Origin of the sequence: Streptomyces sp. HP-A2021 (assembly GCF_022807935.1) — a bacterium.
In the GTDB taxonomy this organism is placed as follows: Bacteria; Actinomycetota; Actinomycetes; order Streptomycetales; family Streptomycetaceae; genus Streptomyces; species Streptomyces afghaniensis.
The window spans coordinates 3,030,190-3,043,841 of the sequence record NZ_CP094344.1 but is presented as its reverse complement, the minus strand read 5'-3'; the positions used below and the strand labels follow the sequence as shown (position 1 = coordinate 3,043,841).

The 13,652-nt window shown below is 72.3% G+C and carries 12 protein-coding genes; 6 read left to right on the top strand and 6 right to left on the bottom strand.

The genetic code is table 11. The features are described from left to right. Nucleotides 1-14 precede the first annotated feature (14 nt). Nucleotides 15-593, top strand: coding sequence for a TetR/AcrR family transcriptional regulator (locus MQE23_RS13690; protein ID WP_020271496.1), 579 nt, complete (start codon nucleotides 15-17; stop codon nucleotides 591-593). Here the strand turns inward: MQE23_RS13690 and MQE23_RS13685 are convergent. The 5 genes from MQE23_RS13685 to MQE23_RS13665 all read right to left on the bottom strand — a co-directional run bounded on the left by MQE23_RS13685 (nucleotide 580) and on the right by MQE23_RS13665 (nucleotide 7,003). Further along, nucleotides 580-1,266 carry a dipeptide/oligopeptide/nickel ABC transporter ATP-binding protein gene (locus MQE23_RS13685; protein WP_243379285.1) on the bottom strand — a complete coding sequence of 229 codons (687 nt, stop codon included), beginning with the start codon at nucleotides 1,264-1,266 and terminating at the stop codon, nucleotides 580-582. The two genes, MQE23_RS13690 and MQE23_RS13685, sit on opposite strands and share 14 nt — an antisense overlap. After that, complete coding sequence (locus tag MQE23_RS13680) at nucleotides 1,263-2,228, bottom strand: ABC transporter ATP-binding protein (protein WP_243379284.1); 966 nt, start codon at nucleotides 2,226-2,228, stop codon at nucleotides 1,263-1,265. Before MQE23_RS13680 ends, MQE23_RS13685 begins: the two co-directional genes overlap by 4 nt. Then, nucleotides 2,218-3,987, bottom strand: a complete 1,770-nt coding sequence (locus tag MQE23_RS13675) for an ABC transporter permease subunit (protein WP_243379283.1) — start codon at nucleotides 3,985-3,987, stop codon at nucleotides 2,218-2,220. Before MQE23_RS13675 ends, MQE23_RS13680 begins: the two co-directional genes overlap by 11 nt. Continuing rightward, complete coding sequence (locus MQE23_RS13670) at nucleotides 3,984-5,477, bottom strand: ABC transporter substrate-binding protein (protein WP_243379282.1); 1,494 nt, start codon at nucleotides 5,475-5,477, stop codon at nucleotides 3,984-3,986. Before MQE23_RS13670 ends, MQE23_RS13675 begins: the two co-directional genes overlap by 4 nt. A gap of 236 nt (nucleotides 5,478-5,713) precedes the next feature. Then, on the bottom strand, nucleotides 5,714-7,003 hold the full coding sequence (locus MQE23_RS13665) for a helix-turn-helix domain-containing protein (RefSeq protein WP_243379281.1): 1,290 nt from the start codon (nucleotides 7,001-7,003) through the stop codon (nucleotides 5,714-5,716). 190 nt (nucleotides 7,004-7,193) lie between these two features. Between MQE23_RS13665 and MQE23_RS13660 the strand changes: the two genes are divergently transcribed. The 4 genes from MQE23_RS13660 to MQE23_RS43515 all read left to right on the top strand — a co-directional run bounded on the left by MQE23_RS13660 (nucleotide 7,194) and on the right by MQE23_RS43515 (nucleotide 10,801). After that, complete coding sequence (locus MQE23_RS13660; RefSeq protein WP_243379280.1) at nucleotides 7,194-8,120, top strand: proline dehydrogenase family protein; 927 nt, start codon at nucleotides 7,194-7,196, stop codon at nucleotides 8,118-8,120. A 54-nt stretch (nucleotides 8,121-8,174) separates the two neighbouring features. Beyond that, a complete protein-coding gene (gene pruA / locus MQE23_RS13655; RefSeq protein WP_243379279.1) occupies nucleotides 8,175-9,806 on the top strand; it encodes an L-glutamate gamma-semialdehyde dehydrogenase in 1,632 nt (543 codons plus the stop codon). Between the two features lie 72 nt (nucleotides 9,807-9,878). After that, the gene (locus MQE23_RS13650; RefSeq protein WP_037668113.1) at nucleotides 9,879-10,421 is read left to right on the top strand and encodes a GNAT family N-acetyltransferase; all 543 of its coding nucleotides are present in this window, start codon (nucleotides 9,879-9,881) and stop codon (nucleotides 10,419-10,421) included. Between the two features lie 248 nt (nucleotides 10,422-10,669). Next, nucleotides 10,670-10,801: a hypothetical protein gene (locus MQE23_RS43515; protein ID WP_020271485.1), complete on the top strand. Its 132-nt coding sequence runs from the start codon at nucleotides 10,670-10,672 to the stop codon at nucleotides 10,799-10,801. A gap of 78 nt (nucleotides 10,802-10,879) precedes the next feature. Here the strand turns inward: MQE23_RS43515 and MQE23_RS13645 are convergent, their stop codons facing one another. Next, nucleotides 10,880-12,448: a metallophosphoesterase family protein gene (locus tag MQE23_RS13645; protein ID WP_020271484.1), complete on the bottom strand. Its 1,569-nt coding sequence runs from the start codon at nucleotides 12,446-12,448 to the stop codon at nucleotides 10,880-10,882. 155 nt (nucleotides 12,449-12,603) lie between these two features. On the opposite strand from MQE23_RS13645, the gene MQE23_RS13640 reads away from it, so the two are divergent. After that, nucleotides 12,604-13,647 (top strand): 3-isopropylmalate dehydrogenase, encoded by a 1,044-nt coding sequence (locus MQE23_RS13640; RefSeq protein WP_037668111.1) that lies wholly within the window; start codon nucleotides 12,604-12,606, stop codon nucleotides 13,645-13,647. The last annotated feature ends 5 nt before the right edge of the window (nucleotides 13,648-13,652 follow it).

The following is a 13,652-nucleotide window of genomic DNA, read 5'->3' as shown; positions in this document are numbered from 1 at the left end:
TAGGGTGACGAGCCATGGGACACCGTGAGGATCTGCTGGAAGGCGCGAAGCGCTGCCTGCTGGCGAAGGGCTTCCTGCGCACCACCGCGCGCGACATCGTCAAGGAATCGGGGACGAACCTGGCGTCGATCGGCTACCACTACGGCTCGAAGGACGCGCTGCTGGCACAGGCGTACGTCGAGATGGTGGAGGGGATGTCCGACGCCTTCGAGGGAGGCGGCGAGCTGCGCGGGGAGCCGGGGTCGCTGGAGCGGTTCACCGAGGTGTGGGCGAACATCATCTCCACCATGCGGGAGCCCGGTTCGATGTGGCGGCTCAGTATGGAGATCGTGGCCATGGGGGACCAGCTGCCGGAGGTGCGGGAGCATCTCGCGCGGGCCCAGCGGGAGGGTGCGCGCGGCATCGTGACGCTCTTCCACGGCGGCAGCGAGGACGACATCCCCGAGGAGCGGGTGGACACCGTCGGCTACTTCTACCTGACCCTGATGATGGGGCTCATGGCGCAGTGGACCTTCGATCCGAAGAGCGCGCCCGAGGCCGGCCAGCTCGCCGAGGGGCTCCGCCAGGTGATCGAGGCCGCTACCCCGAAGTGACGCCGACGCGCCCCTCGCGCATCTCGACGACCCGGTCCGCGAAGTGCCGTACGACCGCCCGGTCGTGGCAGATGAACAGGTAGCCGAGGCCCAGGTCGTCCTGGAGGTCGGCGAGCAGGTTCAGCACGCCCGCGCGTACCGACGGGTCGAGTGACGACACCGGCTCGTCGAGCACCAGCAGTCGCGGTTCGGAGGCCAGGGCGCGGGCGATGCCGGCGCGCTGGCACTGGCCGCCGGAGAGTTCGTGCGGCCGGCGGTCACCGTACGCGGGGTCGAGGCCGACCCGGTCGAGGAGTTCGGCGACCCGGGCCGGGCCGTCGGCGGGATGCCAGCGGCCTTGGATCTTCAGGGGTTCGGCGATGGCGTCGCGGATGCGGTGGCGGGGGCTCAGCGAGCCGTACGGGTCCTGGAAGACCGGCTGCATACGGGGGCGCAGCGGGCGCAGTTCGCGTTCGGTGAGGGACGTCAACTCCCGCCCCTCGAAATGCACTTCACCTGCGGCCGGGCGGGGCAGCTGGAGTACCGCCAGGGCCGTGGAGGACTTGCCGCAGCCGGACGGGCCGTTCAGGGCGAGGGTCTCGCCGGCGGCCAGGGTGAAGGAGACGCCGTCCACGGCGGTGACCGGGCCGTAGCGGACGACCAGGTCGCGGACGTCGAGCAGGGGATCGGTCATGCGGGCTGCCCCTCCTTCAGGAACAACTCGGTGGCCGGGTGGGGGAGTTCCTCCCAGCGGTGGCAGGCGACCAGGCGTCCGGAGACCTGCCGGGGCTCCGGTTCCGCCGTGTGGCAGGCGTCCGCTGCGAGCGGGCAGCGCGGGGCGAAGGCGCAGCCCGGCGTGAGCGTGCCCGGGGCGGGCGGGGTGCCGCGCAGGGCCGGGAGACGGCGGCCCGTCGCGTTCTGCGGGAGGGACGCCAGCAGGCCGGCCGTGTAGGGGGCGCGAGGACGGGCCAACACCTCGTCCGCCGGGCCGAGTTCGGTGAGGCGCCCGGCGTACATCACCAGTACCCGGTCGGCGTGTCCGCGTACGGCGTCCATGTCGTGCGTGACCAGGACGAGCGCGGCGCCGACCGCCTCCCGCTGCTCGCCGAGCAGGCGCAGCACCCGGTCGCGGCGCTCCTCGTCGAGGGCGGTGGTGGGTTCGTCGGCGACCACGACGTCCGGTTCGTTGATCGTGGCCATGGCGATCACCGCACGCTGCCGCATCCCGCCGGAGTACTCGTGCGGATACGCCCGCGCCTTGCGTGCCGCGTCCGGGATGCCGACGCGGTCCAGGGCCGCGACCGCCCGGGCCCGGGCCTCGGTGCGGGAGATCCCGGCCACCGACCGTGCGGCGGCGGCGAGTTGGTCGCCCACCCGGTGCACGGGCGACAGGGCCGACAGGGCGTCCTGCGGGACGAGGGAGATGCGCCGGCCCCGGTGGGCCGAGAGGTCCGGGCTGATCGTCCCGCTCGTCGTCGCGCCGCGCGGCAGCATGCCGAGGAGCGCGCGCGCCGTGAGGGACTTGCCCGCTCCCGACTCGCCGACGATCGCCAGCACTTCGCGAGGCCGGACGTCGAAGGACAGGCCGCGCACGGCCTCGACCCCGTCGAAGGCGATCCGCAACTCGCGGACCGACAGCAGTGCCTCAGACTCCAACGGGGGCCTCCTTCGTCATCTTGACCGGAGTCGGGGTGGCTCGTCGTACCCTCCGGCCCTGTGTGAGTGCCGCGCCCGACACCGCGAGGCCCGCCAGCAGGGCCAGCGCCACCGCCGGGGCGAGGGCCGCCCACGGGGCGCGCTCCACATAGGCGCGGGACTCGTCGAGCAGCAGACCCCACTCGGGGGCGGGCGGCTGGGCGCCCAGACCCAGGAAGCCCAGCGAGGCCAGGGCCAGGGCGATGCCCGGCAGGCGCAGCAGGGCGTGGCGGGCGACCGGGCCGGCCACCGACGGCAGGACGTGCCGGGTGAGGATCCAGAACGGGCTCGCCCCGATGGCCCGTTGGGCGGTCAGGAACGCCGACGCGCGCACCTCCTGCACCAGCGCCGCCGCGTGCGCGGACAGGGCCGGCCAGGAGATCAGCGCGACCGCGAGGGCCGCCCCGCCGGTGCCCGGGCCGACGGCCGCCGCGACCAGGATGCCGACGATCACCGGGGGCAGGGCGTTGGCGATGTCAGCGGCGCCCTCCGCGATCCGGGGCAGGAAGCCCAGGGCGAGCGCGACCAGCAGGCTCAGCAGGCAGACGGCCGCTGCCGTGCCGACCGTGGAGGCGGCGCCGTGGCCGAGGCGCGCGAGCACGTCACGGCCGAGGCCGTCGGTGCCGAGCGGGTGCGCCCAGGAGGGCGAGGCCAGCCGGGCCGTGGTGTTCACGGCGTACGGGTCGCGCAGCAGGCCCCAGCCGATGGTCACGGCGAGGACGGTGAACAGCGACAACGGGACCGCTGGGTGCGCGCGCACCGGCCGTGCCGGGGGCAGCGCCAGCGAGGCGTCACGCAGGGCCGGGCCCAGCAGCCGCCGCCGGGCGAGCGCCGCCAGCGCGCCCGTGACCAGGCCGAGCGCGAGCAGCGCGAGCACCGCGCCCTGGAGCAGCGGCAGGTCCTGCGACTTGGCCGCGCCGAGCGCGGTGCGGCCGATGCCCGGCACCGCGAAGACCGTCTCCACGGCGACCGCGCCCCCGGTGAGCCCCACGGCGACCATCCCGAACTGCGGGACCAGCGGCGGCAGGACGCGGCGCAGCGCCGCCCCGGCGATCCGCGCCCGGTTCACCCCGGCGCCCCGCCACAGCTCCACCCACCGCTCGTCGAGCACGGCGGGCAGCGCGTCCGCGACCAGACGGCCGAGCAGCCCGCCACCCGGGACGCCGAGGGCCACGGCGGGCAGGACCATGTTCTGCGGCCCCATCCAGCCCGACGTCGGCAGCCACCCCAGCCACACCCCGAACACCAGCAGCGCGACCGTGGCCAGCAGGAACTCCGGCACGGCGGCCAGCATCGCGGCCCACGCCCCGGCCGAGGCCCGGCCCCGCACCAGCACCGGCGTGACCAGGGCGCACGCCAGCAGCAGGGCCACGCCGAGCGAGGCACCCATCAGCGCCAGCGACACCTGGAGCCCGGAGACCACGGAGGGCAGGACCTCGGTCCCCGACACCCAGGACGTGCCGAGGTCGCCGCGCAGCAGGTCCGCGGCCCAGTCGCCCAGCAGGGACAGGGGGCCGGCGTCCAGACCGAGGTCCCGTCGTATGGAGTCCAGGGCTTCCTTCGTCGGGTCCTGCTCGGCGGAGCGGGCCCGCAGCACGGCCAGTGCCGGGTCCCGGCCGGAGAGCCAGGGCAGCAGGCCGACGGCGGCCAGGACGGCGATCAGGCAGAGGAGGCGGGTCAGCGCGGCGGCGCCGGCCGACCGTCGTATCCGGGCTATCACTTGACGTAGGTGTCCGCCGTGACCAGCTCCCGCTCGCGCGGGTCGTGGGCGGCGTCGGTCACGCCGGCGGCGTCGCCCTGGATCACGCGCTCGTGCAGCATGGGCACGGCCGCGTCCGTGCCGAGCACGGCGGCCTCGGCGGCGATGACCGCCTTGCGCCGGGCGTCGCCGGTCGGCGTCTCGCCGGCCTTCTTCAGGGCCTTGTCCACGGCCGGGTCGGCGAGCTGGGGGATGTTGAAAGAGCCGTCGGAGGCGAAGTCGCTGTAGAGGTAGGCGGCCGGGTCCCCGGAGTCGAGGACGGTGGCGCGGGAGAGGATGAACGCGTCGAAGGCGCCCGCCAGCGCGTCGGACTCGATGTTGGCGTACTCGCGGACGTCGAGCTTCACCTTGAACCCGGCCTTCTGGAGCTGCTGTTGCAGCGCGGCGGCGACCTCGGGCAGTTCGGCGCGGTCGGTGAAGGTGCCGATGGTGATCGTCTTGCCGGCCGGGTCGCCGGCCTTGGCCCGCTTCACCGGCTTCCGCAGCTCGGCCGCCCACGGCAGGGCGGGGCCGAGCAGCCCTTCGGCGACATCGGCGCGCCCCTCGTACACGCCCTTCACGATCGACTCGGCGTCGATCGCCTCGCGTGCCGCCGCCCGCAGCGCGGCGTCCTTGAAGGGGCCCTTGTCGGTGTTCAGGTACAGGGTGTTGGTGCGCGGCATGGGCACCTCGGTGATCAGGTCCTGGTCCAGCACCGCCGCCTGCGACACCGGCACCGCCTCGACGATGTCGGCCTCGCCGCTGCGCAGGGCCGCGGCGCGGGCGGTGCCGTCCGGCACGAACCGCACGTCGATGCCGGGGGACTTGGCCTTCTTGCCCCAGTAGCCGTCGTAGCGGTCGAGGGCGGCGGAGGAGGTGCCGTTGACCTTAGTCAGCTCGAAGGGGCCGGTGCCCGCGCCGACGGGGCTGACGGTCTTCCCCCGGTAGGCCTTGGCGGCCAGGATCGACAACTGCGGGGAGCTGAGCCGCTGCGGGACCAGGGGGTCCTCGGTGGCGGTGGTGACGGTGACCTTGTCGCCGTCGGCCTTCGCGGTCAGGTCGACGCCGTCGAGGATGCGGGGCTTGGGGGAGGCGGCTGCGGCCTTGGTGAGGGAGTTGACGACGGTTTCGGCGGTGAGCTTCGTCCCGTCGTGGAAGGTGACGCCGTCGCGCAGGGTGAAGGTCCAACTCCGGCCGGACTGGGTCCACTCGGTGGCCAGCGCCGGCTCGGCGTCACCGTCCGCGTCCAGTTTCACCAGGGTCTCCGCCGTGGACCAGCGCGACAGCTTGAAGGCGTCGTCCGACAGCGGGGACAGCGCCGAGCGCGGGGGCAGCATCATCGCGACGCGTATGCGCTTGCCCCCTGCCCCGGAGTCGTCGGTGGCCGACTGCCCACCGGAGAAGCAGCCGGTGAGCAGGGCGGAAGCCGCGCTGAGGGCAGCGAGGGGGACGAGACGGGCGGGGACGCGCACGGGACACCTCGGTCAAGGCCTGGTAAATGATTGAAAGCGCCACGACCGTAGCATGATGACAATCGTTTTCAGAAGCGGTCCCGGCTGCCCGGCTGCCCGGCTGTCAGGGCACGGGGCGGAAGTACGTCCGCAGCGCCCAGGCGGCGAGTCGGCGATGCACACCGGGAGAACCGTGGCCACGCGCGGCGTCCGACGGCCTGGGTCCGTCCCGGAACCGCCCGTTCGGGCGAAGGGGCTCATCCGGACGGCCCGCTGTCCTGACCTTGTGCGAGCCGGGCCCCTTTCAGGGCCATGTGCAGGAGCAGGCGGTCCTCGCCGTCGTCCAGGTCCAGACCGGTGAGCTTCTCGATCCTGGAGAGGCGGTAGTACAGGGTCTGGCGGTGGATGCCCAGCTCGGCGGCGGCCCGGGCGGCCTGGCCGGCGCAGTCGAGGTAGACCTCGGCGGTACGGGCCAGCTCCCGGTGGACGGGGAAGAGCAGGGCGTGCACCGCGGGGTCGTGGGCCACGTCCGGCGGCAGCGCGGTGAGCAGCCGGAACGGCCCGATCGACGCCCACTCGGCGACGGGCCCCAGCCGGGGTTCGGCCAACGCGGCCCGCGCCGCCGCCGAGGCCTCCCACCAGGCGGTTCCCAGCTCGGCGAGACCGGAGCGGGGCGTCGCGAGACCGGCGGCGGGGGAGCGGGTGCCAGTGCCCGCTGCGCCTCGCGCGCCCGAGGCCGTTGCTCGTGCCGGGCTCGCCGCCGCCCCCCGGGCGTCAGGCCCCGCCGGGCCGCCCGCCCGTTCCAGCAGGCGGGCCGCCGCTGTCGTCGCCGGGGTCAGTACGTCCGCCGAGCGCAGGCGGATCAGGACGGCCACGCACTGGGACGAGGCCCCCCACGGCACGGTGCACAGGGCAGTCGCGCCCGGCATCGTGCGGACCGAAGGGGCGTCGTCGGGGTCGGCCGTGGGCCAGGGGGCGACACAGAGCACCGCGTGGAGACCGTCGGCGCGGGGGCCGAGGGCGGTGCGGAGTTCCGCGATGGCCATGTCGCGCTGCCAGTCGCGGTCGGCCGTGAGGACGGCCCGCAGTTCGCGGCTGAGGTCGGCGCCGTGCTGGGCCTCGTCCGCGAGCAGCGCCCCGATCCGGGCCGTGACCTGCATGGCGGCGGACAGCTGGCGCTCGCTCGGGCCGGGGTCGTCGTCCAGCAGCCAGATGTAGCCGTGGACCACGCCCCGGTGCCGGACGGGCAGGCAGATCCGGCCCCGGTACACCCCGGCCTCCGGCGTCGGCGGGATGCGGACCGGGCCCGTCGCACGCGTGATGCCGAAGCCCTCGAACCACGCCCGGACGGCCGCCGTCGAGCGGCGGGTGAGGATCGAGCGGGTGCGCACCGGGTCCAGGGCCGACGGATCGAGGTCGCCCTCACTGTCGTACGCGCCGAAGGCGATCAGCTCGAAGTCCCGGTTCTCCAGCGTCGCGGGCGCCCCGAGCAGCTCGGAGATCTCGTCGACCAGCTCCTCGTAGTCACCCCTGTGTTCCGACGTCATCCGGGCATTGTCCCGCACTCCACGGGACCCTTCATACATCTGTCTGAGATCTGCGGCACGGATGCGTGACAGCTGTCGATGGCCGACGATCGGGGGGATCCTTAGGTTTCACGGTGGTTCTCCGCGCCGTACCCGAAGCGTCATCCGCCCGGGGTCCGGCCATCCGTTGGTTGTGCTCTGGAGGTGCCCCGTGCTGGGTCCCGTGATTCTCGCCGCGTCGCGCAGCGACCGGATGCGACGCCTGGTTTCGGCGGCCCCGGTGACCAAACAGGTCGTCGACCGATTCATCGCGGGCGAGGACGTCGACGACGTCGTACCGGTCATCCGGGAGCTCACCGGGCAGGGCCTGGAGCTGACGATGGACGTCGTCGGCGAGGACATCACCAACCCCGCCCAGGCCGCCGCCGCGCGGGACGCCTACCTGGAGCTGATCGACCGCCTGAAGCCGCTGGAGCTCGGCACCCGCGCCGAGATGTCGGTGAAGCTGTCGATGTTCGGGCAGGCGCTGGACGGCGGCCACGAACTGGCCCTCGCCAACGTCCGCCCGGTCGTCGAGGCGGCCGCCGAGATCGGCACCACGGTCACCCTGGACGCCGAGGACCACACCACGCTCGACTCGATGTTCGCCATCCACGAGGAGCTGCGGAAGGACTTCCCGCAGACCGGGTGCGTCATCCAGGCGTACCTCTTCCGCACCGAGGCCGACGCCCGCCGCCTCGCCGCGAACGGCAGCCGGGTGCGCCTGGTCAAGGGCGCGTACAAGGAGCCGGCCTCGGTCGCGTATCTGGACAAACACGAGATCGACCGGGCATACGTCCGGACCCTCAGGACGTTGATGGAGGGGGAGGGGTACCCGATGATCGGGTCCCACGACCCGCGCCTGATCGCCATCGGCCAGGAGCTCGCCCACCGCGCCGGGCGAAAGCTCGACGAGTACGAGTTCCAGATGCTCTACGGCATCCGCACCGAGGAGCACCTGCGGCTGGCCGCCGAGGGCCACCGGATGCGCGTGTACACGGCCTACGGCACCGACTGGTACGGCTACTTCATGCGCCGACTCGCGGAGAAGCCGGCCAACCTGCGCTTCTTCGCCCGTTCGATGCTCACCAAGGGCTGACAGCTCTTCAAGGGCTGAGACCGAAACACCGCTCAGTAAGGAGTTACGGAAAACATGGACGCTGTGACCCAGGTCCCCACCCCCGTCAACGAGCCGGTGCACGGCTACGCCCCCGGCTCGCCCGAGCGTGCCCGGCTGGAGGCCCGGCTGAAGGAGCTGGCCGACAACCCCGTCGACCTGCCCTGCACCATCGGCGGCGAGAAGCGGATGGGCGGCGGTGAGGCCTTCAAGGTCGTCCAGCCGCACAACCACCAGGCCGTCCTCGGCACGTATCGCAACGCCACGCAGGCGGACGCCCAGGACGCCATCGACGCGGCCCTGGCCGCCGCGCCCGCCTGGCGTGCGATGTCCTTCGACGACCGCGCGGCGATCATCCTGCGCGCCGCCGAGCTGCTGTCCGGCCCCTGGCGCGAGACGCTCGCCGCCTCCACCATGCTCGGCCAGTCCAAGACCGCCCAGCAGGCCGAGATCGACACGCCCTGCGAGCTGATCGACTTCTGGCGGTTCAACGTCTCCTACGCCCGCAAGCTCCTGGCCGAGCAGCCCCCGGCCAACTCCCCGGGCGTGTGGAACCGGCTGGACCACCGCCCGCTGGAGGGCTTCGTCTACGCGATCACGCCCTTCAACTTCACGGCGATCGCGGGCAACCTGCCGACGGCCCCGGCCCTGATGGGCAACGTCGTCGTCTGGAAGCCGTCCCCGACGCAGACCCACGCCGCCGTGCTGCTCATGCAGCTGCTGGAGGAGGCCGGCCTGCCCAAGGGCGTCATCAACCTCGTCACCGGTGACGGCATCGAGGTCTCCAAGGTCGCCCTGGAGCACCGGGACCTCGCCGGCATCCACTTCACCGGCTCGACCAAGACCTTCCAGTACCTGTGGAAGACGGTCGGCAACAACATCGAGAAGTACCGCACCTACCCGCGTCTGGTCGGCGAGACCGGCGGCAAGGACTTCCTCGTCGCCCACCCGTCGGCGGACCCGGCCATCCTGAAGACGGCGCTGACCCGGGGTGCCTTCGAGTACCAGGGCCAGAAGTGCAGCGCCACGTCCCGGGCGTACGTCCCCGCCTCGATCTGGAACTCCGGCTTCAAGGAGGAGTGGGCCGCCGAGGTCGACGGCATCAGGATGGGTGACGTCACCGACCTGTCGAACTTCATCGGCGCCGTCATCGACGAGCGTGCCTTCGCCAAGAACAAGGCCGCCATCGACCGTGCCAAGGAGGACCCCTCCTGCACGATCGTCGCGGGCGGCACCTACGACGACTCCGAGGGCTGGTTCGTCCGCCCGACCGTCATCGAGTGCACCGACCCGGAGAACGAGGTCTTCCGCACCGAGTACTTCGGCCCGGTCATCGCCGTGCACGTCTACGAGGACGACAAGTACGACGAGATGCTGACGCAGATGGAGTCCGTCTCCGACTACGCCCTGACCGGCTCGGTCATCGCGAACGACCGCGCGGCGGCGGCGTACACGGCGGACAAGCTCCGCTACGCGGCCGGCAACTTCTACATCAACGACAAGTCGACCGGCGCCGTCGTCGGCCAGCAGCCCTTCGGCGGCGGCCGTGCCTCCGGCACCAACGACAAGGCCGGCGCCCCGCAGAACCTGATGCGCTGGACCCTGACCCGCGCCATCAAGGAGACGCTGGTCCCGCCGACCGACTACACCTACCCGCACATGGGCTGAGCCCCGCGGCACCGACGGGCCGGGTCACGAAATGACCTGGCCCGTCGGCATGTCCGCGGGAAGACTGGGCCGATGACCACCCGAGTGCGCACCGCCCACACCGCCGACCTCAGCCCGGCGGAACTCGACGCCGTACGGGCCCTGCTGGACGCCGCCTTCGACGGCGACTTCGCCGACGAGGACTGGGACCACGGCCTCGGCGGCATGCACGCCCTCGTGTACGACGGCTCGGGGCTCGCCGCGCACGGGGCGGTCGTGATGCGCCGGGTGCGCCACCGCGGCCGGTGGCTGCGCGCCGGGTACGTCGAGAACGTCGCCGTACGCGCCGACGCCCGCCGCACCGGCCTCGGCGGGCAGGTCATGGCGGAGCTGGAACGCGTCGTCGACCGCGCCTACGACCTCGGCGCCCTCTCCGCCAGCGACGCCGGCGCCCGGCTCTACACCTCCCGCGGCTGGCGGCTGTGGCGCGGCCAGGTGCACGCCCTCAGCCCGCAGGACGGTGTCGTCCGCCTGCCGGACGAAGAGGGCAGCACCTATGTCCGGCCCGCCCTCGCCGGCCCGCTCGACCCCGCGCACGAGCTGCTCTTCGACTGGCGCGACGGAGATGTGCTCTAGGGATCACCGCAGGTCAGCGCGGTGTGACATAGTCCACCGTCTCAGATAGTAGGAAGTCCGAGTAATTGTGGAGACAGACGCTCCGGCCTCCCTTAGTTTTGTAGGAGCCGAACGTCTCGCTCGACCAAGCGAATGGCGGTCGTGAGCCGGGCCCCGTGCAGGCAACCCCTGCGGCACCGCTCCCCGCCCCATCCGGCGTCTCGTAACCCTCCCTGTGCACTCCGTGCTGTCGAAGGAGTCGATTTCCCATGGCCGAGACGACCGTCCGCCGCCGAGTCCGTCACGTCTCCCGCACGAGCGAGTCCGACCGCAAGAACGCCGCCGCAGCGCTCCAGCGCGCCCTCGACCGCAGGGACAACGGCGGAAACACCGGTCACTGAGCGGATCCGCCGGCCACCGAGCCGCGCCGTGACACTCCTGGTCCGGGAGCCGCACCCGACGAGGTGCGGTGCGGGGCCTCACCCCCCGCGCCGCACCTCGAAATGGTCGATCCGCTCACCGCTCGACGCCAGCGCCGACACCTTCAGCCTCGGCGCGGCGCCGCTCACGGCCTCCACCGACAGGAACGAGAACCCGCGGTAGCGCACGCGCGACCACTGCGCCGACTCCGCCTTCGTGTCCTGGCCTTTGGTCCACCGGAACGTGGCGACCGACTCGCGGTCGGCGGTGTTCCCCTCGTAGCTCTCCTTCACGCCGTCCGGGAAGCCGTACAGCTCTTTGCCGCCGCCGCCCGCGGTGACGTACACGATCCCGTCCCGCCTGGGATCCGTCGTCCCGCCGACCGGCACCGGCCTGCCCACCTCGCCGTTGCGGATGGCGTCGGTCCGCTCGTAGACGTGGTTGTGGCCGTTGATCACCAGGTCCACCTCATGCTTGGCGAACAGCGGCAGCCACTCGGCGCGCACCCCGCCGTCGGAGGCGTGCGTGGACGTCGAGTACGCGCAGTGGTGGAAGAAGACGACGATGAAGTCCACGTCCTTCGAGGACCTCAACTCGCCGAGCTTGCTGTCCAGCCACTTGGTCTGCCTGCCCTCCGTGTAGCCGAAGTTGGCGGGGATCTCGTACGACACGTCGTTCGCGTCCAGCGCGACCACGCCGACGTTGCCGTACGTGAAGGAGTACACCCCCGGCGCCGTGCGCGCGTCGAAGCCGCTGTCCGGCAGGGAGAAGCGGGCGAGTTGGCCGCCGTAGCCGTCCGGCGAGTACCAGGCCTCCATGTCGTGGTTGCCGGTCGTCACCATCCACGGCACCGACCTGGCCACCGGCTCGGTCTGCTTCAGGAACCGGTCCCACTGTCCGGCGTCGAAGACGTCCGACTCCTTGCCCTTGCCGGTCGGGTCGGCGTAGCAGATGTCGCCGGCGTGGAGGTGGAACGCCGGGCTCCGGCGCAGCAGCAGACGGTCGTTGAGGGCCGCCTCCTCGCCGACGCCCTGGTCGCCGAACGCGGTGAACACGAACCGCTCCGGCGGGCTCGCGGGCGCCGTCCGGAACGACGTGACGGTCGACCGGTGGCGCGGGGACGCCGGGTCGAAGCCCTCGTGGCCGACGCCGTAGTAGTACGTCGTGTCCGGGCGCAGGCCGTCCAGCGCCGCGTGGAGGTAGTACTGCTCGACCGCCGGCCGTACGCCCTTCAGCTCCGGGGTGTGCAGGTCGCGCAGCTCCGCCTCGATCTTGCGGCCGAGGTCGTCGGGGCGCGGGCCCACCCGGACGTACGGCTTCTTCACCGCCAGCGGCACCTGCCAGGAGATCCGCATCTGTGTCTTCGGGTCGGCACCGAAGGCGAGATGGCGGCCGAAGGGGGTGATGAAGGAGCCGGGCGCCTTCGACGTGCTCGGCGACGGGCTCCTGGTCGGCGCGGCGCTCCCCGGCCCGGAGCCGGAGCAGCCGGTCAGCAGGCCGCCCGCGACCGCGCCGGCCGTCACCAGCGTGCGGCGCCGCGACAGCCGGGTGCGCAGGTACTCGTGCTGTTCCGCCATGCTCATGCGGCGGGCGAGCTCGGGCGGGATGCCGAAGTGGGGGATCTCCATGTCGGGTCAATTTCCCAGCGAACGCCAACGTCCGCCCCACATACGGGTGAACGGAAGCCGTCGGCGGAGTGCGTTCCCCCGGGCGGGTGCCGTCTCGACTGTCCGCATCACGGACACCCTGTGTCATTCCATGGGACGAGGAGTAGGGTGCCCGCATGTCTCGCAGCATCAATCTCGCAGTGATTCCCGGTGACGGCATCGGCCAGGAAGTCGTGGCCGAAGGCCTGAAGGTCCTCTCCGCCGTCCTTCCGCAGGATGTGAAGCTGGAGACGAAGGACTACGACTTCGGCGCCAAGCGTTACCACGCCACCGGTGAGACCCTCACCGACGCCGACCTCGACGCCCTGAAGAAGCACGACGCCATCCTGCTCGGCGCGATCGGCGACCCGAGCGTGCCGTCCGGCGTCCTGGAGCGCGGCTTCCTGCTGAAGCTCCGCTTCGCCTTCGACCACCACGTCAACCTGCGTCCCTCCAAGCTGCTTCCGGGTGTCGCCACCCCGCTGGCCGGCGAGCCGCAGATCGACTTCGTCGTGGTCCGCGAGGGCACCGAGGGCCCGTACACCGGCAACGGCGGCACGATCCGCAAGGGCACCGAGCACGAGGTCGCCACCGAGGTGTCCGTGAACACGGCCTTCGGTGTCGAGCGCGTGGTCCGCGACGCCTTCGCGCGTGCCCAGGCCCGTCCGCGCAAGAAGCTGGCGCTGATCCACAAGAACAACGTGCTGACCTTCGCGGGTCACCTGTGGACCAACATCTTCAACAAGGTGGCCGAGGAGTTCCCCGAGGTCACCACCGAGTACATGCACGTCGACGCGGCGACCATCTACCTGGTCACCCAGCCCGAGCGCTTCGACGTGATCGTCACCGACAACCTCTTCGGCGACATCATCACCGACCTCGCCGCGGCCGTCTCCGGCGGCATCGGCGTGGCGGCCTCCGGCAACATCAACCCCTCCGGAGAGTTCCCCTCGATGTTCGAGCCCGTGCACGGCTCGGCCCCGGACATCGCCGGCCAGGGCAAGGCCGACCCGACCGCCACCGTGCTGTCCGTCGCCCTGCTCCTGCGCCACCTCGGCTACGAGGCCGAGGCCGCCCGGATCGACGAGGCGGTCTCCGCCGACCTGTCGGAGCGCACCGGCAAGCCCGCCCGCTCCACCTCGGAGATCGGCGACGCGCTCGCCGTACGAGTAGCCGGCTGACCCGC